This is a genomic window from Brucella sp. JSBI001 (assembly GCF_026014005.1).
Taxonomy (GTDB): Bacteria; Pseudomonadota; Alphaproteobacteria; order Rhizobiales; family Rhizobiaceae; genus Brucella; species Brucella anthropi.
In genome coordinates this window covers 1551177-1571095 of the sequence record NZ_CP110339.1, presented here as the reverse complement: position 1 = coordinate 1571095, position 19919 = coordinate 1551177, and the positions used below count along the sequence as shown (strand labels likewise).

The following is a 19919-nucleotide window of genomic DNA, read 5'->3' as shown; positions in this document are numbered from 1 at the left end:
GGGAGGAAATAATGGATCTAGCGGAATACCGCCGGGTGCTTCGGGGCATTTCGGGTGTGCACGCGACTGCCTATGATACAGATGGTGAAATCGATGACGCGCTGACGGCGAAAATTGTCGAGCGGATCGCCGGCGCCGGTGTGCATAATATCGTTACCGGCGGCAATACGGGCGAGTTCTACAGCATGACTGTGGATGAGGTCATCCGCTTGCAGGCTATCGCGGTGAAAGCGGCAAATGGCAAGGCTGCTGTGACAGCCGCAGCCGGCCGTTCCGTGCGTGATGCGATCAGGATTTCACAAGCAGCACAAGCCGAAGGTGCCGATGGCGTGATGATCCATCATCCGCTAGATCCCTTTGCGGCGCCGCATGCGCAGGTGGATTATTTCATCGCGATTGCCGAAGCCATAGACTTGCCAATCGTTGCCTATATCCGTTCGGATCTGATTCCGCTCGATGAAATGGTGCGCCTTGCGACCCATGCCAAGGTCGCAGGCGTCAAGTTTGCATCGCAAAACACGATGCTCTTCTTCGAATGCTGTCGGGCGACAAAAGGCATGGATGCGACCTGGATCTGCGGCTTGGCGGAAAGCTGGGCCTTGCCTTTTTATGCCCTTGGTGGCCGCGGCTTTACCTCTGGCCTCGTGAATGTTGCACCGAAGCGTTCGCTGGCGGTCTGGAATGCGCTGGAAGCGGGAGATTTCGCAAAAGCGCGGGCGGTAGTCGAAAGCATTGCCGATTTCGAGACCATGCGCACCAAGTACCGTAATGGCGCGAACGTGACTGTTGTGAAGGAAGCGTTGCAAATTCAGGGGTTTGAGGTCGGAAAAGTGCGACTACCCGGATTGCCGCAGCTTGAAGCGAATGATCGCGAGGTGCTCCAGACAATCGTCTCGGGCTGGGAGACTGATGGCATTGTCTGACAAATGAAACCCGGCCGTCCTGACAGGGAGAAGAGGGGCGCACCGGAAAACCAAAAAGTGGAGGAGAACATGAATAAGGGAATTTCACGTCGTACATTCATGGCGGGGGCCGGGATTGCGACCGGCATGGGTATCATGCTGCCGAAAGGCGTATGGGCACAGTCGGCGAAACTGCCGTCGTCGCCAGTAGCGCTCAACGTCATTGATGCCGCTGGCAATCTGGCCCTGACCCAACCGATCTTCGACAATTTCGCAGCCGAGCAGAAAGCGCTGGTTTCGCGCTTCACCTTCAACAAGGCACCGGCGCCGGAACTGCCGGGGAAAATCAAGGCGCAGCAGCGCGCCAACCGAATTGACATAGACATGGTGATCGTCGGGCCGGATGCGCTTTCCGCCGGACTTGCCGATGACATATGGACCGACATCATCGCGTTGCCGGATAACGGCTTGCCGAAGCTTCAGGATATCTATCTTGAACCAGCATGGCGTATGCAGGAAATGTCGAAGGGCAAGGGCGTTGTGGTTTCCTATTATCCATCTGGCCCCCTTCTTGAATATCACCCCGACAAGGTGAAGACACCGCCCAAGACCGCTGAAGAACTGCTGGCCTGGACGAAGGAAAACCCGAACAAGTTCATCTATGCTCGCCCGGCCAATTCCGGTCCGGGGCGCACCTTCCTGATGGGGCTTCCCTATCTTCTGGGTGATAGTGATCCGAAGGACCCGGTCAAGGGCTGGGACAAAACCTGGGCCTATCTGAAGGAACTGCACAAGAATATTGAATACTACCCGGCAGGTACGGGCGCGCTCATGAAGGAACTGGGCGAAGGCACGCGCGATATGACGGTGACCACCACTGGCTGGGACATCAATCCGCGTGCGCTCGGTGTGGTGCCGAAGGAAATGGGCGTCAGCAAGCTGGAAGGCTTCCACTGGGTTTGCGATGCGCATTACTTCGCCATTCCTAAGGGCGTGTCCGAGGAAAAAATCGCAGTGCTGATGGAGTTCATCAAGTTCTCGCTCAAGCCTGACCAGCAGGCCTATTCCTACGATGCCGGTTATTTCTATCCGGGTCCTGCTGTGAAGGACGTCACCATCGAAATGGCGCCGAAGGAAAGCCAGAACATCATCGCGGAGTTTGGCCGTCCGGAATATGCCGACTGGATTGCAAATAATCCGATCGAGCTGCCGCTCGAACCGGAGGCGCTGGTCGCTGCATTCCGCCGCTGGGACGAAGACGTCGCCGCTGGTTGATTGACCGAAGGCTGGGTGGTGGGCCGTGAAGGGCTCGCCACTGGCCGCTGATAGTCGCCAATTCTAAATCATGGTGCTTGTGTCAATGTCCTTTCAAGAACTCCGGCTCGACCGGATGAGCCGATCATTCGGAACTTTCAATGCGCTGAGGGAAATCAACCTCACAATCCGGAAAGGCGAGTTCATCGCACTTCTGGGACCTTCCGGCTGCGGGAAATCGACGGCTCTCAATTGCATCGCCGGACTTCTCGGCACGACGAGCGGCGGTATCTATATCGATGAACGGCGCGTGGACCAGTTGAAACCGGAGGATCGCGGTTTCGGCATGGTGTTCCAGAACTATGCGCTGTTTCCGCATATGAATGTCCTGCAAAATGTCGGGTTCGGTCTCAAGATGCGCGGTCTGGCAAAAAGCGAGATCGACGAACGTGCGCGCGCCGCATTGGCTTTGGTGCGCTTGCAAGGACAGGAAGAAAAACTGCCGGGACAGCTTTCCGGTGGCCAGCAACAGCGCGTGGCAATTGCCCGCGCCATCGTCATCGAGCCGCCGGTGGTTCTCATGGATGAGCCGCTTTCCAATCTCGACGCGAAGCTGCGGCTTGAGATGCGCGCCGAAATCCGCCGCATCCATAACCAGCTCGGCTCAACGACGATCTATGTGACCCACGATCAAGACGAAGCCCTGTCGCTGGCCGACCGCATCGTGGTCTTGCGCGACGGTGAAATCCGTCAGGTCGGCAAACCGCACGAGCTTTACGAAGAGCCCCGCTATCGTGATGTCGCCGCCTTCATGGGTTTCCGCAACGCCTTGCCAGGCAAGGTCGTGCGCGTCGAGAACGGGCAGGCGATCATTTCCGTCGCGGGAAACGAACTCGTTGGCCGTGCGATGGATGGGCTTGAGCCGGGTGACGATGCCGTGCTGATGGCACGCGGCGATGATGTCGTGTCCGGTTCGGGTCATCGCAATGACCTGCAGGCGACCGTCGAGACCATCGAATATCGAGGGCGCGAATATGTCGGTACAGCCCGCACCGAAACCGGGATGGAGCTGATCTTTCATGGGCCGCAGGGCGTGGAGCCCGGCAGTCGTATCGTGTTGGGCGTCGATGCTGGCCATGCGCTGGTTTTCCCGGCGGAGGGCTGAGCGATGGTGGCTGAGACCTATGCGGATGCACCGCTTAAGCCCGGTTTGCGACAACGGCTTGCAAATCGCGGCTTCGACGGCGTCACCCTTCTGATCCTGCCCGCGCTGCTCTTTGTGGTGGGTGTATTCATCTATCCGTTTCTTTACGGGCTAGTTCTGTCCTTCAATCCAATTGATGGCGGCGGTGCACTGGCCAATTACACCAAGTTCTTCTCCGATCCCTATCTTTACAAGACCATCGGCGCGACGCTTTGGCTTGCGATTCCTGTAACCGTCATCAGTGTTCTTTTCGCGGTTCCCATCGCCATGCGCGTGCGTCTGATGCCGCGCCAGCGCCTGCTGACCACGATCCTCGTTCTGCCGGTGACGCTCGGCACGGTTCTGATTGCTGAAGGTCTTTTGAATTATCTGGGGCCGCAAGGCTGGTTCAGCCGCACGCTGATCTATATTGGCCTGATCGATAATCCGCTGAAGCTCACTAATAATTACTGGGGGGTCTTTGCATCGCTGGTCATTACGGTTTTTCCGTTCACCTTCCTGCTGACGCTTTCCTACATAACCGGCATTGATCCCGCACTGGAACGGGCCGCCGCCACGCATGGCGCCAATAGCTGGCAGCGCTTTCGCCATGTCATGCTGCCATTGCTGGTGCCGGGGCTGGTGGTCGCAGCCTGCCTCACCTTCGTGCAGGCATTTGCTGTGTTTCCATCCGCTGTCCTCTTGGGCGCGCCGTCGGGACCGACCCGCGTGATATCCATCGCTGCGGCACAGGCGGCCTTCGAGCAATATGACGACTCCATGGCTTCATCCATCGCCATGATCATGGCGGCAGTGCAATTGCTCGTCGTCGGGGCACTGCTCGGTGTGCGCTCGCTCTTCTATCGCGGCTCGACCGCTGGCGGAAAGGGATAGATCATGATCCGCGATACTTCCATCCTTTCCAAGCTCTGGATCACTCTCGTCTGGCTCGTAACCGGCTTCTTCGTGCTCAATGTTCTTGCTGTCATCGTGGCCGTGGTGGTTTCAAGTTTCGGCACGCGCTGGCTGGGTACATGGCTTCCAGACGCGTTTACCACGCGCTGGTATGCAGCCGCCTGGGCCGAATTCCAGCTTGATCAAGTGCTTCTGGTCACCTTTCAGGTCGTCTTTGCAGTGGTGATCCTGTCGGGTGTTCTGGGCGTCACGGCAGCTTACGCCATGGCGCGCCGCGATTTTCCCGGCAAAAAGCTTGTGCTGCTGATCTTCCTGCTGCCGCTTCTGGTGCCGCCGATAACCTTCGGCATTCCGCTGGCAACCGTGCTTTACAAGTTCGGGGTGGGCGGTACCTTCTGGGGCGTCGTTCTCGCCAATCTCGTGCCGACGGTACCCTTCGTCATTCTGGTGATGATCCCCTTCATCGAGCAGATCGACCCGAAGGTCGAGGCGGCGGCGCGTGTGTTTGGCGCAGGCACATTCAAGCTCTTCATCCATGTGCTTCTGCCCATGCTGTTGCCCGGTGTGCTTGCGGCCATGCTGCTGGTTCTGGTGCGCACGGTCGCGATGTTCGAGCTGACCTTCCTGACCGCAGGACCGACATCGCAAACGCTCGTCGTCGCGCTCTATTATTCGGTGTTCGCTGCCGGGGTCCGCTCCGTCCAGTCCATCGACGCCATGGCGGTCATTTACATGGTCACCTCGCTGGTTTGGCTGCTTCTGGCCCTGCGTTTCGTCAATCCGACGCAGATCGTTGCGCGCAACCGTCAACCGTCCGCGCATTGAGGCACAACAGGATGAAAATCATCGCTATCGAAACGGTGCAGCTTCCGCACCTCAACAACATAGTGTGGGTGCAGGTCCACACCAATGAGGGCATTGTCGGACTTGGTGAGACTTTCCGTGGTGCAAATGCGGTCGCCGCCTATATCCACAGCGATATCGCACCGCTGCTCGTCGGCCAGAACCCGCTGGAGATCGACCGTATCTCCAAACTGCTGCTGGAGCCTTATGTCGGCTTTCGCTCGTCAGGCGTGGAAATCCGTGCCGCCTCGGCGATAGACATCGCGCTTTGGGATATTTTTGGCAAGGTGACCGGCCAGCCAATCCATCAGTTGCTCGGTGGTCTGTCTCGACAATCGATCCGCACCTACAATACCTGCGCGGGCTACACCTATAACAAAAGCGGCGCGCGCCGATATATCGGTGATGCCGATGAGGCAACGGAAGGGCCCTACGAGGACCAGCTGGCTTTTCATAGGGACGCAGGTGCACTTGCCGAAAGCCTTCTGTCGGAAGGCATCACGGCCATGAAAATCTGGCCCTTCGACCCGTTCGCTGTCGCATCCGGCGGAAACTTCATCCATGCCGGCGATCTCGACAAGGCGCTGGCACCGTTTCGCCAGATACGCGATGCGGTCGGCGAGCGGATGGAAATCATGGTCGAGTTCCACTCCATGTGGGACTTGACGTCGGCTCTGGCCATTGCGCGCGAACTGAAAGTCTTCCGACCGTTCTGGTCGGAAGACCCGATCAAGATGATGAACCCGCAGGCGCTGGCCGTTTACGCACGCCAGTCCGGCATTCCGGTCTGTGCCAGCGAAACCATGGCGACGCGTGCGCAATTTCTCGATGTCCTACGCGCCGATGCCTCCGATTATGTCATGCTCGACATTTCATGGTGTGGCGGGCTTTCGGAAGCGAAGAAGATCGCCACCATGGCCGAGGCATTTCAGCGCCCCATTGCGCCGCATGACTGCACTGGTCCGGTGGTGTTCGCGGCCTCCGTCCATCTGTCGCTCAATGCGCCCAACGCGATCTTTCAGGAATCTGTGCGGGCCTATTACACCTCATGGTATCGCGATCTGGTGACGGTGATGCCGCGCATAGAGAAGGGCATGATCTATCCGTTCGAAGGAGCGGGTCTGGGATTGGAGTTGTCTGATTTCGTACTCAGTCATCCCGATGTCATTCGGAAAAAGACGGGAGCTGAATGATGGGACCGTTTCGCTGCATAGCCGATCTTCGCGGGCAACTGATGGAAAGTCCGGTTTGGGATGACCGCAGGGGAACACTTTTCGCCTGCGATATCTATGGGCGCCGCATATATGAAATCGACATTGACGTCGATAGGGGTGTGCTTCGTGAATGGTCCTTTACAAGCGAGGTAGCAAGCTTCGGATTGACAGAAAGCGGACGTCTCGTGGTGGCGCTTTCACGTGAGGTTGTCCTGTTTGATCCTGAAACCGGCATTCGTGAACCGCTATGGGCGGGGTACGATGAGCCGGGAACATCCCGCCTCAATGACGGCAAGGTCGGTCCTGACGGTGCGTTCTGGATCGGCAGCATGGATGGCCGTCATGAGCGGGAAGCCATCGCGCGGCTCTACCGAGTAACATGGGACGGCGAGGCTTCTGTTAAGGCCGAGGGTTTTGAGATTTCTAATGGTCTCGCTTGGACGGCGGACGGCAGAACCATGTTCCATACGGATTCCCGCAGGCCGTGGATCGACCGTTATGACTTCGACCCGGAGACCGGTGAGATTAGTGGGCGCAAGCGCATTTGCGACCTCGATGAGCAAAGCGGCAGGCCGGATGGCGGCGCCTGCGATGCTGAGGGTGCTTATTGGAGCGCGGGTGTATCCGCTGGCATTCTGAATCGCTTCGACCGCGAGGGTAATCTGCTTGAAAAGGTTCCGGTACCGGTTCCGGCTCCAACAATGCCCTGTTTTTGCGGACCAGACCTGACACTTCTGGCCATCACCTCGCATCGCCAGCTGCCGGAAGCGACCCTGGAGGCCGCACCTCGGTCTGGTGGCGTATTTCTGGCGCAGGCTTCGGTTGCAGGAGCCCCTGTGGCCCGGATGAACGGAGTGTAACGTGATCGCGCAGGCACTCCTGAATATTTGTTTTGAATTGAATATCATCTCGAAGCCGTTTTACGCCCTTCGGGATATTTTCTGATCGGGAAGGTAGGGAAATGACCAGAAAGACCTATGGAGATCTGCGTTCGGCGCGCTGGATGCTGCCCGATGATCAACGCTCGTTCGGCCATCGTTCGCGCACCATGCAGATGGGATATGATCCGGTCGACTGGGAAGGTCGTCCGATCATCGCCATCATAAACACCTGGTCCGAGGCCCAGCCTTGCCACATGCATTTCAAGGATCGGGTGGAATGGGTCAAGCGCGGCATCCTGCAGTCAGGCGGATTCCCGATGGAGTTGCCAGCATTGTCGCTGTCGGAAAACTTCGTGAAGCCGACAACCATGCTCTATCGCAATCTGCTGGCGATGGAGACCGAGGAACTTCTGCGCTCGCATCCTGTCGATGGTGCGGTGCTTATGGGCGGTTGTGACAAGACAACGCCGGGTCTCGTCATGGGGGCCGTCAGTATGGGACTGCCGTTCATTTTCTTGCCCGCCGGACCAATGCTGCGCGGCAATTATGCCGGTAAATATCTGGGGTCCGGCACTGATGGCTTCAAATACTGGGACGAGCGCCGCGCAGGCACCATTTCCAAGGAGGAATGGCAGGGGATTGAAGGTGGCATCGCACGGTCCTACGGCCATTGCATGACCATGGGAACCGCATCGACCATGACCGCGATTGCCGAAGCCATGGGGCTGACGCTTCCCGGTGCATCATCGATCCCGGCTGCGGATGCCAATCATCAGCGCATGTCCACGCAGTGCGGTCGCCGCATTGTGGAAATGGTCTGGGAAGACCTGACGCCGGAAAAGATTATGACGCCCGCTGCAATAACCAATGCGGTCACTGTTGCGATGGCAACGGGATGTTCGACAAATGCCATCATTCATCTGATTGCGATGGCGCGCCGGGCAGACGTGCCACTGGAACTGGACGATCTGGATCGCATCGGACGCACGACGCCTGTGATCGCGAATATCAGACCTTCCGGCACGATCTATCTGATGGAAGATTTCTACTATGCGGGAGGGTTACGAGCGCTCATGAAGCAGCTTGGCGACAAACTCGATCCTTCGGCCGTGACCGTGACCGGCAAGCCGCTGACCGACGGTCTGGATGAGGCTCATATCTGGAACGATGACGTGATCCGCCCGCTTTCCAATCCGGTCTATCATGAAGGCTCGCTTGCGGTGCTGAAAGGCAATCTCTGCCCCGATGGCGCGGTGATAAAACCTGCTGCCTGCGACCCCCGCTTTCACCGCCATAGTGGCCCGGCGCTTGTCGCGGACAGTTACCCCGACTTGAAAAAGATCATCGACGACCCCGATTATCCCATGACGCCGGATACGGTTCTGGTGCTGCGTAATGCCGGTCCGCAGGGCGGGCCGGGAATGCCGGAATGGGGCATGATCCCCATGCCGAAAGCGCTGTTGAAACTTGGGCTGCGCGATATGGTGCGGATTTCGGATGCGCGCATGTCGGGAACCAGTTTCGGTGCCTGTGTTCTGCATGTCGCGCCGGAATCCTTCATCGGGGGACCACTCGCCCTGCTGAAGACGGGCGACATCGTCGAACTCGACATTCCAGCCCGCAGCCTCAACATGCTGGTTTCGAACGAGGAGCTGGCGGCACGGCGCGCGGCCTGGCAGACGCCACCACCCAAATATGAGCGCGGCTATGGCTTTGTCTTTTCCAAGCATGTCGAACAGGCCGACAAGGGCTGCGATTTCGACTTCCTGAAAACCGATTTCGGCCGTCCTGTCGACGAACCGGTTATCTATTGAGAGGCAGTTTCGATGTCAGATTATGTGCTTTCCGAGGAAACGCGGGCCAAGCTGAAGACGGTTTCGACGGCTTCCGTTGCGACAGCGCTTTACAAGCGTGGTCTGCGCAACCAGTTCATTCAGGGCGTGTTGCCGGTGGCGCGCAGGCGCGAGAACATGGTCGGTCAGGCCTTCACGCTGCGCTACATCCCGGCGCGTGAGGACCGGAATCCCATCACGGTTTTTCGTAATCCGGACCACAAGCAGCGCGTTGCGATAGAGACTTGCCCACCCGGTTTCGTGCTGGTGATGGATGCGCGCAAGGATGCGCGTGCGGCGACTGCGGGGTCTATCCTCGTGACAAGGCTTGCCTTGCGCGGCGCGGCGGGCATTGTTTCTGACGGCGGATTTCGCGATGTCAGCGGGATCGGCGAGCTTGATATGCCTGCTTATTGCTCAAAGCCATCTGCGCCGACCAATCTCACGTTGCATGAGGCGGTGGATATCAATGTGCCGATAGCCTGCGGCGATGCGGCAGTGTTTCCGGGCGATGTGCTGGTTGGCGATGCTGACGGTGTCATGGTCATTCCGGCTGGTCTTGCGGATGAAATCGCAACCGAATGTATCAGCATGGAAACTTATGAGGATTTCGTCCTGGAAGAAGTGCTGAACGGCGCTACCATTGTCGGCCTCTATCCGTGCACGAAAGAAGAGACCGAGCGCAAGTTTGAGAACTGGCGCGAACAAAATGGCCGTTAGCGCATCCCGAAAAGTGTGAAACGGTTTCCGGATAAGAATCGCGACAAAACAAAAAAAGAGAGGCGTTACGCCTCCCTTTTTCATGCAGCTTTGTTGCCGTGTTTTAGTAGAGCACGTTCTTGGCTTCCGGCTGGTCGATATTGTCCTTGGTGACGACGACGGCGCCCGTATCGACAACCTTCTCGACCTTTTCTTTGTTCAGCACCTTCAACAGGGTTTCGATGCCCTTTTCGCCCATCTGGTAGGAACCCTGAACCACGATGGCATTGAGCGTGCCGTCCTTGACGAATTCCTGCAGGTCCTGATTGCCGTCGAAGCCGATGGCGGTCAGCTTGCCGGACTTGCCTGCCTGCTTGATCGCGCGGCCCATGCCGATGGCAGTCGGTTCATTGGCACCGAAGATGCCGACGAGGTCGCCATTGGCCGCCAGAACGTCGGTGGTCTGGTTGAGCGCTGTCGCCATCTGCGATTGTGAGTAGTAAGGACCGACGACTTCCAGCTTGGAATTGGCCTTGATGTAATCCACGAAGCCGCCGACGCGACCGATTTCCGAGCCAGCGCCCGCAACATAGGACATGACGGCGATCTTGCCGGTCGTGCCTGCCTTGTCGATCAGGGCCTTGGCTGCGGCTTCACCGGCCTTGCGGTTATCGGTGGCGAGGAACGACTGGTAGTATTTGTCGGCACCATCGGCGAGCTGCGAGTCAATGATGACGACCGGAATGCGGGCTTCCCATGCCTTCTTTACCGCAGGCGTCAGCGCATCCGGATCGGACGGGGCAAGAAGGATTGCATCCACTTTGCGGTTCACGGCATTTTCCACCATGTTCACCTGATCGGCGATGGCCGATTCAGCCGCCGGACCCTGGAAGGTCATGGTGTGATCCTTGGAATCCTTGATCGCAGCTTCGGCACCCTTCTGAACGTTCTGCCAGAAAGTCGAATTCACGGTCTTCACGATAACGGCGATTTCGCCCGCCGAAGCGCTTGCCGCTCCAGTAAGCACAAAGGCCGAAGCCATCAATGCAGAAACCAGTCTACGCATGTTTTCCTCCTGTTATCGAGCTCTTGGCTCTACCCTTTTCCGGAATGTCCTGACACATTCCGTCTCCCCTCTCATCGACGGTTGCGCATCTGGTCGATCCATACTGTGACCAGAATGACGAGGCCGATGATGATCTGCTGTGTGAAAGCGGAAATGCCGTTCATGTTGAGGCCGTTCCGCAGGATTCCGATGACGAACGAGCCGATGAACGTGCCCGAAATCGTGCCGACGCCGCCGATGAGCGAAGTGCCGCCGATGACCGCGCTCGCAATGGCGTCGAGTTCATAGGCGACGCCTTCATTGGGCTGTGCGGTCACGAGGCGGGACATGAGAACGCAGCCCGTCAGACCCGCCAGTGTTCCCGATACGACATAGGTGAAGGCCGTTACACGGGCGACGTTGACGCCCGAAAGCCGTGCAGCCTCGGCATTCGATCCGATGGCATAGATGTGGCGGCCAAGCACGGTGCGGTTCAACACGAGTGCGGCCACGATCGCGATCACGATCATCAGCACAACCGGGTAGGGGATGCCGGGGAAGGTGACGACCGGAAAGCCCTGTTCGTCGATGCGCTCGATGCGAAACAGCGAGCCGTTGCCCAGCACGCCGAAGGATTCGCCAAGGCCGGAGACGGCACGCGCACCGGTGATCTGAAGGGCTACACCGCGCGCGATCAGCATCATGCCGAGCGTGGCAATGAAGGGCGGTAGCTTGAGTTTTGTGATGACGACGCCGTTGATGAGGCCGCAGAGCGACCCCGTCAATATACCGAGCAGCATGGCGAGCGGGATCGGCAGCGAAAGATCCTTGACCGCAAGTGCGGCCACAACACCGGCAAGCGCCAGCACGGAGCCGACCGAAAGATCGATGCCGCCGGTTATGATGACATAGGTTGCGCCGATGCCGAGAAACGCGATTGAGGTCACCTGCAAGGCGATGGTCATCGCATTGTTGACGGTCATGAAGGCGCTGCTGGTGACGGAAAAGATCGCCGCCAGAATGATAAGGCTGCCGACAGCCGCAAATTTCTGGATGATATCCTTCTGACGGTCGCTGAGCCCCTTGGATTTTGCCGTCTGCTGGGGCTTGTCCGTAGTGATTTCGGCCATTACTGCGTCCTCATTTGTCCTGCCGGCCCCGACCGGAGGCATAGGTCATGATTTCTTCCTGCGATGTCGCGGCCGTGTTCAGGACGGCGGTGATGCGCCCCTCGTGAAAGACCGCCACACGGTCCGAAAGCCCCAGAATTTCCGGTAGCTCCGAGCTGATCAGCACAATGCCGATGCCCCTTGCGGCCAGTTCGTCCATGATCTGGTAGATCGCGAATTTTGCACCGACATCAATGCCCCGCGTCGGTTCATCGAAGAACATGATACGCGGTTCGCGGAACAGCCATTTGCCGATGATGATCTTCTGCTGATTGCCGCCCGAAAGCAGCCGAACGGGCTGGGCCAGCCCCGGCGTCTTGATATTGAGAAGATCGACATAACGCTGGCTCGCCTGCCGCTGTCGCTCGAAATCGATCACGCCATAGGCACTGCTGACCGCTTCCATATTGGCGAGTGTGAGATTGGCATCGACCGGCATCTTGACCGCCAGTCCTTGCGCCTTGCGGTCTTCAGACAGATAGGCAATGCCTGCCTCGATGGCGTCGCGCGGGCTGGAGATGGAAAGCGTCTCGCCTTCAAGCACAATCGTTCCGGCATCGTGCGGATCGGCGCCGAAAATCGCCCGCGCTACTTCCGTGCGCCCTGCGCCCATCAGTCCGGCAAAGCCGAGGATTTCTCCGCGCCGGAGTTCAAAGCCGATATTCTCGAAGAGGCCGCTTCGTGTCAGTCCGCTGATGGAGAAAATCACTTCCTCCGTCGGCTTTCGGGTCGGTTCCGGAAACTTTTCATCAAGCGAGCGCCCGACCATCCCGGCCACGATTTCATCCACGGTCACAGCGTCAAAGTCCTTGGTCCAGACATAACGTCCGTCGCGCAGGATGGTGACGCGGTCGACGATCTCCGCCATTTCATCGAGACGGTGCGAAATATAGACGATGCCGGTGCCTTGCGCTTTCAGTTCGCGGATGACCTTGAACAGAAGCTGCGCTTCCTGTTCGGTTAGCGAGGAGGTCGGCTCGTCCATGATGAGGACGGAGGCATTGAGCGAGAGGGCCTTGGCGATTTCAACCATCTGGCATTGGGCGACGGACAGGTTCAGCACCTGTGCAGACGGGTCGATCTTGACGCCAAGCCGGTCGAGGCAGTGCTGCGCGTCCTGCTTCAGCTTGCGGCGATCGACGAAGAAGCCGCGTTTCGGCTCGCGAGCGAGATAGATGTTTTCGGCAACGCTCAGATGCGGAACGAGGTTCAGTTCCTGATGGATGATGGCGATGCCCGCCGCTTCCGATTCAAGCGTGGAAGCAAAGCGGACAGTCTGGTCGCGATAATGGATCGTCCCGCCATCAGGCTGATAGACGCCACTGACGATCTTCATCAGCGTCGATTTGCCCGCACCATTCTCGCCGCAGACAGCATGAACCTCGCCCGCCCGCAATTCGAAGCTGACATTCGACAGAGCTTTGACGCCTGGAAATTCTTTGGAAACGGAATCCAGCTTGAGCAAGATAGGCGCGGTATCGGCGCGCACAGTGGCTGACGGCAATCCTCCCATCGCGCTTCCTCCCTCGCGCAAAGTTTCGTCACCTATGCATGGAAGAAGTAGAAGCCTGCTGGTTTCTGGTCAAGCCAATTTTGCGCGAGCAGCAAAAACCCGCCACATCGCGGACTGGCCCTCCAGAATTTCAGTTATTAAACCTAATTGGCCTGACCAGACCATGATTTTGCGGTTTTACCTGCATCGTGTATCATTTACTGAAAAGAAGAGAAAAGGCAGCTACTGCTGGCCAGAAGAGAGCACATAAGTACTGCAATTCCGACAGTATCGCAGTATTTTGTGTCGCGGCCTCTGGAAAGAGGGGCGGTTCCTTTCTATCATTATATTCCGATTATCTGATCCCGAGGGGCAGTTTTGTACTTTGAAATAATTACGGTCGTGCTGTTGACGATCCTCAATGGTGTTCTCGCCATGTCGGAACTCGCAGTGGTTTCCTCCCGCCCAGCGCGACTGAGGGTAATGGCCGACAAGGGCAGCCGCGGCGCCCGCATGGCCATCGAGCTTGCCGATAATCCCGGCCGTTTCCTGTCCACCGTCCAGATCGGCATCACGCTGGTCGGCATTCTGTCGGGTGCATTTTCTGGCGCGACGCTGGGTGCCCGTTTGTCGGGCTGGCTTCTTGGGCAAGGCTTGTCGCCAGCCCTTGCCGATGCTGTTGGCGTCGGTTCGGTGGTCGTGGTCATCACCTATCTGTCGCTGATTGTCGGCGAACTCGTGCCAAAGCAGATCGCACTGCGTGAGCCGGAAGCGGTTGCAAGCCGTGTAGCGCCGACCATGACACTGCTGTCCAAGATGGCTGCACCGCTGGTCTGGCTTCTCGATACATCGGGCCGTCTGGTCTTGAGACTGCTTGGCCAGTCGGGCAAGTCGAGCGACGGCGTGACCGACGAAGAGATCAAGTCCGTTCTCGCCGAAGCGCATAGCGCGGGCGTGATCGAAACGGAGGAATCCCGCATGATTGCAGGCGTTATGCGCCTTGCGGACCGGACGGCACGCGGGCTGATGACGCCGCGCATGGATGTCGAAATGGTCGATGTGGATGATAGTTTCGATGAAATTCGCCTGCAACTGCACAATACAAGCCGTTCGCGGCTTCCTGTGCGCGGCGAAGATTCCGATGAAGTGATCGGCGTCTTACAGGTGCGCGACTTCTTCAATCAGCTGTCCTCCAGGGGCAGTGTCAATCTGCGCGAGATCGTCCGTGATGTTCCGGTCGTGTCGGACTTTTCCGATGCGCTCGACGTGGTGGAAGCCATTCGCGGCACGCCAACGCATATGGTGCTCGTCTATGACGAGTACGGTCATTTTGAAGGTGTGATTACTGCGGGCGATGTGATGGAAGCGATCATCGGCGCCATGCAGGAGGACCATATCGAGGAAAAGGCTATCGTGCGCCGGGCGGATGGTTCTTATCTCGTCTCGGGCTGGATGCCGATTGACGAGTTCTCGGAGTTTTTGCGTTTCCCGATTGACGACGATGCGGAATACAACACCGTTGCCGGGCTGGCGCTTGAGGAACTGAAGCATCTGCCGGATGTGGGTGAAACCTTCGTCAAGAACGGATGGGTGTTCGAAATCGTTGACCTTGACGGACGCCGCATCGACAAGCTGCTGCTGACGGCGGAAGAACAGTCGACTGAGTAATTCCGGGATAGAACATTCCCTGGTTTGTCCGAACTGTGGCGCATGGCATGGGTTCCTGCGCGTCCCTAACTATTGTTGAGCGCGCGCCTCAAGCGGCATGTCGATGGTATGCCTTGTCCGCCGAAGTGATCGTCTTGATTGAACTGCCGTACCATTGGCATTTTAGATTGTATGCATGTTATAGTTGTCAGTCGGGGGCAGGTTTGCTGTCATTCCTTTTTAATCAGGACACGAGGGGCGTCCCGATTGGAAAAAAGCTGAACGTGCTCTGGCCAGTGGTGGCGTTTAAATGGGGTCGAGAACTGAATATTGGCTTCAACTGGTCAGGTCGGCCTATGGCAGGCAGGACAGCCCGATAGCCGACAAGATACTTGCGGACCAGCTCAGGGAGATTTGCGACGGCGCGCGCTTCTCGATGCCCATCAGCACGATTCTGTCCGTGCTCATTTTACTGGTCCAGATTGCTGCCGGGCATTTCTGGATGCCCATCATCTGGTTCGCGCTGGTCAATATCATCAATGCGCTGCGCTTTATCGATGCGATAGCCTATTATAGAAGCCCGGCTGCGCCAGTTGAGAATATCGCGGTTCTGCAGCGCCAGCTCGCCCGCTTTCAACTGCTTGGCGCTATGGCCGGTTTCGTCTGGGCCGGTATCGCCATTCTTTCCCATGGGTTCTCTGATCCGCAATCGTCGGTCTATCTGGTCATTCTGGCCGGTATCTGCGCGGGCGCCGTCACCTACGGCTCGTCCTATGCCGCCGTTGCAATCAATTTCATAACGCCGCCGCTTGTCGTGACGGTGGTGTGTCTGGTCCTGCAAACCGACCTGCAATATGGCGTGATTGCCGTTGCAGTTGTTCTGTTCTGGCTCGGGCTTACGCGTGGCGCACTTTTGGGGCAGAACCGCTTCATCCAGACCAGCAGGTTGAAACACGAAGCCAAGCAGCTGGCTGACGAAATGGCGCTCAAGTCGCAGGAGGACCCGTTGACGGGGCTCTTCAACCGGCGCGGCTTTGAAACCTCCATTCGCCTCTATCCTGTGAAAGACGGCCCGTTCATCGTCATGCTGATCGATCTCGACGGGTTCAAGTCCGTCAACGACACCTATGGTCACAAGGTGGGTGACGACCTCCTTGTCGCCATTGCGCAGCGTATCCGTCAGGTCTCGCCGGAGCGTTCCGTTCTGGCGCGTATTGGCGGTGATGAATTCGTACTCGCTTATCCCGAGCCCTCAGCCAAGATCGAGGCCGGATTGGTGGCCGCACGCATCATCGGCAGTCTGACCGCCCATTATGAGGGGATTCTGTCGGTGGAGATCGGCGCCTGTGTCGGCATTTGCCGGCTGGAGCGTCTCGATCCGGTCGAAATGTTGCTGCGCGCCGACTTCGCGCTTTATGCGGCCAAGAAACGCGGACGCAACGAATATTATTTTTTCGAGAAGCGTCTGCAGCACGAGTGGGAGCGCAAGCAAAGCATAGAGCGAGACCTGCGCATTGCAATCGAAACCGGGCAGGTGCAAACCTACTTTCAGCCGGTGGTGCAACTCTCCAGTGGGCGCATGGTTGGTTTTGAGGCACTGCTGCGCTGGGATCATCCGCAGCACGGCACAATTCCCCCGCCGGAAATCATCGATGTTGCGTGCGAAGTGGGTGTGGTGCGTCAGCTGACGAATAATGTGCTCTTCAATTGCTGCGAGATGATCGACAAGCTCACCGAAGGCGGGCGCAGCGATCTGACAGTTGCCATGAATCTTTCCCCTCGCGAACTGGCGGGGGGACGCATTCCGCACGAAATCCTGTCCCAGATGGAAAAACGCGAACTTCCGATGTCCATGCTTGAAATCGAGATAACGGAGGAAGCTCCCTTCGATCAGCGGGGGATGAGTGACAGTCTCGGAGTGCTGTCGAGCGCTGGTGTCTCTATCGCACTTGACGATTTTGGCACCGGCTTTGCTACTTTCGCCTCCTTGAAGAAGGGCCTCATCACCAAGATCAAGATCGATAAGGTTTTCGTGCGCGGCATTGCCGAATCCGAAGGCGATCAGCACATCGTGCGCGCCATGGTCGAGCTGGGCGATGCTCTTGGCATCAAGGTCACTGCCGAAGGGATCGAGACCGAGGAAGATCGCGACATGCTTTGTAAGCTCGGTTGCAATGCCGGGCAGGGCTTCCTGTTTTCACCAGCTTTGCCGGCGAGCATGGCTCTTGATGCCCTTGCCAAAGCGAGTGCCAGCTCACGGTTCGATCAGGCTGTCCGGTAGTTTAGGTGGATAATCCATCTCGATTTCGTCCTGACCGTAAATAGGGCTCTTCAGGTTGGGGCCGGTCAGGATGGGGCGGATCTTGTATTTTCCTGTAGTCAGCCCTTCGGGAAAGAACGGCGAATAGGCGTCATCGTCGCCGACCGGGTGATAGATCACAAATTGCCCGCCGCGCTTCTGTACGGGATTATCATCGAGTGTTTCGCTCTTTCCCGGCTCAAGGGTCTTGTTGAAGAGATCATAGAGCTTATGAGTGGTTTGCTGGCCGTCGGCAGATGTGAAAATCAGGTGCAATTCACCATAGCCGAGTTCTACGGCTTCGCGGCTTTCATTGGCCAGCGTCAGCGTGAACAGGTGCTTGTAATAATCCTGATCCTTGTCGACCTCGCTGTAATCCGCGAGACCGAGCTGCAAGGATTGTAGTTTTTGCCCGTTTTCCGCCTGCCAGGCCGCAAGGTCATAGGCCTCTTTCAGGGATATCCAGCCCTCCAGCGGCCCGGTTTTGCCCTGATAGGCAATTTTCATCCAGTCATCGCCGGCAAAGACAAGCTTGCGCGCCTTGTCGCCTTTGGCCAGATAGGAATTTGTGGTGCTTTGCCGGTCAGGATCGCTGTACAGGGCCAGCTTTTCTACAGGAACCTCCCAGCCTTGTTCCGTTTCATCCGGTGCCAAAGGCACTTCAAGAACGCTGTTTCCCTGTGCGTCATAGGTGACCATGCGCATGGGTTTCATCAGGTAGGGCCAGCCAGACATCTGCTCTTCCGGGCGCGATTGTTCCACAAGCCGCACCGTCTGGTCGCGATCAATCGACAGGATGTCGACGCGGTTATAATGCCCATCCAGACTACAGCTGCTTTTGATCAGCTTTCGTTCCGGGATGCGTTCGACATTCCACAGCTCGCCGCAATTCAGTTTTCCGCCAAGTTCGTCCTCGATAATCAGTGGGGAAAAGGCTTTGGCTTTTGGATTATAGAGATAAAGCGCGACGCCAACGTCGAGGCTTCCCGCTTCGCGGGCGCCCAAAGAAAAATCGGTGTAGCCATCGAAGTCATAGTCGCCGGTTTCGAAGCTGACAGGCCCGTCCAGTCCGTTGAGCCAATCGGAATCCAGCAAAACGAGTTTCGATCCATCGGGCTGGGTCAGAACATAACCCTCTTTGCGTCTTTCGATATGCGCGCTCACGCCCGGTTCTGGCAGAAGGCGAGGAAGATTTTCTTCCGCGAAAGCAAGGTTCATCAGGCCTGGCGATAGAAATGCCAGACAAATTCCGCGTGCCGCGAGGTGGAAAAATCGTCTCATTGCCATCTGCTTGTTTGATGTGGTCAGCTTTGCTTACACGAGACATGGCTGAAACGGGAGTTGTTCTTTCCTGTCATCCAAAGCTTGGTCGCAAACCGGATGAGATGTATGGTCCCAGCAACGAAGAACCGGCGGGAGACGCGATCAGTGGAGGAAACGTAATGACCGATAAAAAACCTGACGGTCCGGTACTTTTGTCGGGCGGCAATCCCCAGATTGCAAAAGGGGAAGGGGATGCGCCGGTTCAGGCCTATATCGCTGCCATGCCGGGATGGAAAAGCGAAGCAGGTCGCCGCCTGGATGCTCTCATCGTGCGTACCGTTCCCGATGTGCATAAAGCGGTCAAATGGAATTCCCCCTTCTACGGAATGAAGGGAGAGGGGTGGTTCCTCAGCTATCATTGTTTCGACAAATATATAAAGGTTGCATTCTTTCGCGGCGCAAAGCTGAAGCCGATGCCGCCGGTTGAATCCAAGAGCCAGGATACGCGCTATTTCCACATTCATGAGCACGACGATGTGGATGAAGCCCAGCTGACGGACTGGATCAGGCAGGCAAGCCAGCTACCGGGCGAGAAAATGTAGGTTGGAGCACAGATCGAAAGACGCTCTGGGAGGGGTTTCATGACAGATGATAATGACGCTTCAAAGCTTATTGACGGGCGGATTGTCGAGCTCGATGACTGGCGCGGCGAGACGCTCGCCCGAATGCGGGCGCTCATAAAGAAGACCGATCCCGACGTGATCGAGGAATGGAAATGGCGTGACGTGCCGGTATGGTCGCATGACGGCATCATCTGCACCGGCGAGACTTACAAGAAGGTCGTGAAGCTGACTTTTGCCAATGGCGCAGCGCTGAACGATCCCACCCGCATCTTTAATTCCAGTCTTGAAGGCAATACGCGCCGCGCGCTGGACATAAGCGAAGGTGAAGAGGTCAACGAAGATGCCTTCATCGCACTCGTTCAAGCTGCCATAGCGCATAATACAGCCAAGCGGGCGCAGCGAAAAACCAAACGCAGCTGATTGCCCCCTAATTTGCGAGAATTCTTGTGAAATCCGTCGGTTTGCGGCGGATTTTTTAATGCGCATTTCGATGCTCGGGTGCGTGTCTGTCGTGCAAAAGGCAGTCTCAAAGTTACGAGCACACGAAATCGCGAAGACAAAACATGTATCTATGTCTATCTTTATTTCTTATAATTGATCATCTTGTAGAGCGTTTATTTTAGTAAATACTAATGAAAGTAACAATAATATATATTTA

The 19919-nt window shown here is 57.2% G+C and carries 17 protein-coding genes; 13 read left to right on the top strand and 4 right to left on the bottom strand.

Going from position 1 to position 19919, the window contains the following annotated elements; translation table 11 throughout:
- Nucleotides 1-11 precede the first annotated feature (11 nt).
- The 9 genes from LJ361_RS07515 to LJ361_RS07475 all read left to right on the top strand — a co-directional run bounded on the left by LJ361_RS07515 (nucleotide 12) and on the right by LJ361_RS07475 (nucleotide 9744).
- Complete coding sequence (locus LJ361_RS07515) at nucleotides 12-923, top strand: dihydrodipicolinate synthase family protein (RefSeq protein WP_010658534.1); 912 nt, start codon at nucleotides 12-14, stop codon at nucleotides 921-923.
- 99 nt (nucleotides 924-1022) lie between these two features.
- Entirely contained in the window at nucleotides 1023-2177 is a 1155-nt protein-coding gene (locus tag LJ361_RS07510) for an extracellular solute-binding protein (protein WP_043063088.1), read from the top strand.
- 70 nt (nucleotides 2178-2247) lie between these two features.
- Entirely contained in the window at nucleotides 2248-3321 is a 1074-nt protein-coding gene (locus tag LJ361_RS07505) for an ABC transporter ATP-binding protein (RefSeq protein WP_029927756.1), read from the top strand.
- A 3-nt stretch (nucleotides 3322-3324) separates the two neighbouring features.
- Nucleotides 3325-4233, top strand: a complete 909-nt coding sequence (locus LJ361_RS07500) for an ABC transporter permease (protein ID WP_010658537.1) — start codon at nucleotides 3325-3327, stop codon at nucleotides 4231-4233.
- Nucleotides 4234-4236: 3 nt separating this feature from the next.
- Nucleotides 4237-5079 (top strand): ABC transporter permease, encoded by an 843-nt coding sequence (locus tag LJ361_RS07495; RefSeq protein WP_029927754.1) that lies wholly within the window; start codon nucleotides 4237-4239, stop codon nucleotides 5077-5079.
- An 11-nt stretch (nucleotides 5080-5090) separates the two neighbouring features.
- Nucleotides 5091-6290, top strand: a complete 1200-nt coding sequence (locus tag LJ361_RS07490) for a mandelate racemase/muconate lactonizing enzyme family protein (RefSeq protein WP_010658539.1) — start codon at nucleotides 5091-5093, stop codon at nucleotides 6288-6290.
- Nucleotides 6287-7171: an SMP-30/gluconolactonase/LRE family protein gene (locus LJ361_RS07485; protein ID WP_029927752.1), complete on the top strand. Its 885-nt coding sequence runs from the start codon at nucleotides 6287-6289 to the stop codon at nucleotides 7169-7171. The genes LJ361_RS07490 and LJ361_RS07485 overlap by 4 nt, the downstream gene beginning before the upstream one ends.
- 101 nt (nucleotides 7172-7272) lie before the next feature.
- Nucleotides 7273-9006 carry an L-arabinonate dehydratase gene (gene araD / locus LJ361_RS07480; protein WP_010658541.1) on the top strand — a complete coding sequence of 578 codons (1734 nt, stop codon included), beginning with the start codon at nucleotides 7273-7275 and terminating at the stop codon, nucleotides 9004-9006.
- A 12-nt stretch (nucleotides 9007-9018) separates the two neighbouring features.
- Entirely contained in the window at nucleotides 9019-9744 is a 726-nt protein-coding gene (locus LJ361_RS07475; RefSeq protein WP_029927750.1) for a ribonuclease activity regulator RraA, read from the top strand.
- A gap of 103 nt (nucleotides 9745-9847) precedes the next feature.
- On the opposite strand, the gene LJ361_RS07470 is transcribed toward LJ361_RS07475, so the two are convergent.
- The 3 genes from LJ361_RS07470 to LJ361_RS07460 all read right to left on the bottom strand — a co-directional run bounded on the left by LJ361_RS07470 (nucleotide 9848) and on the right by LJ361_RS07460 (nucleotide 13450).
- Nucleotides 9848-10789, bottom strand: a complete 942-nt coding sequence (locus tag LJ361_RS07470) for an ABC transporter substrate-binding protein (RefSeq protein WP_029927748.1) — start codon at nucleotides 10787-10789, stop codon at nucleotides 9848-9850.
- Between the two features lie 71 nt (nucleotides 10790-10860).
- Nucleotides 10861-11898 (bottom strand): ABC transporter permease, encoded by a 1038-nt coding sequence (locus LJ361_RS07465; RefSeq protein ID WP_264813141.1) that lies wholly within the window; start codon nucleotides 11896-11898, stop codon nucleotides 10861-10863.
- Nucleotides 11899-11908: 10 nt separating this feature from the next.
- The gene (locus tag LJ361_RS07460) at nucleotides 11909-13450 is read right to left on the bottom strand and encodes a sugar ABC transporter ATP-binding protein (RefSeq protein ID WP_029927745.1); all 1542 of its coding nucleotides are present in this window, start codon (nucleotides 13448-13450) and stop codon (nucleotides 11909-11911) included.
- A 357-nt stretch (nucleotides 13451-13807) separates the two neighbouring features.
- Between LJ361_RS07460 and LJ361_RS07455 the strand changes: the two genes are divergently transcribed.
- Together LJ361_RS07455 and LJ361_RS07450 are read left to right on the top strand one after the other, a co-directional pair.
- Nucleotides 13808-15097: a hemolysin family protein gene (locus tag LJ361_RS07455; RefSeq protein ID WP_012092780.1), complete on the top strand. Its 1290-nt coding sequence runs from the start codon at nucleotides 13808-13810 to the stop codon at nucleotides 15095-15097.
- Between the two features lie 289 nt (nucleotides 15098-15386).
- On the top strand, nucleotides 15387-17357 hold the full coding sequence (locus tag LJ361_RS07450) for a putative bifunctional diguanylate cyclase/phosphodiesterase (RefSeq protein WP_264813139.1): 1971 nt from the start codon (nucleotides 15387-15389) through the stop codon (nucleotides 17355-17357).
- Here the strand turns inward: LJ361_RS07450 and LJ361_RS07445 are convergent.
- Nucleotides 17331-18656, bottom strand: coding sequence for a hypothetical protein (locus LJ361_RS07445; RefSeq protein ID WP_235819907.1), 1326 nt, complete (start codon nucleotides 18654-18656; stop codon nucleotides 17331-17333). The genes LJ361_RS07450 and LJ361_RS07445 overlap by 27 nt on opposite strands.
- Nucleotides 18657-18817: 161 nt before the next feature.
- On the opposite strand from LJ361_RS07445, the gene LJ361_RS07440 reads away from it, so the two are divergent.
- Together LJ361_RS07440 and LJ361_RS07435 are read left to right on the top strand one after the other, a co-directional pair.
- Nucleotides 18818-19240 (top strand): DUF1801 domain-containing protein, encoded by a 423-nt coding sequence (locus LJ361_RS07440; RefSeq protein WP_012092783.1) that lies wholly within the window; start codon nucleotides 18818-18820, stop codon nucleotides 19238-19240.
- 39 nt (nucleotides 19241-19279) lie between these two features.
- Nucleotides 19280-19681: a DUF1801 domain-containing protein gene (locus tag LJ361_RS07435; protein ID WP_264813138.1), complete on the top strand. Its 402-nt coding sequence runs from the start codon at nucleotides 19280-19282 to the stop codon at nucleotides 19679-19681.
- Nucleotides 19682-19919: the final 238 nt, after the last annotated feature.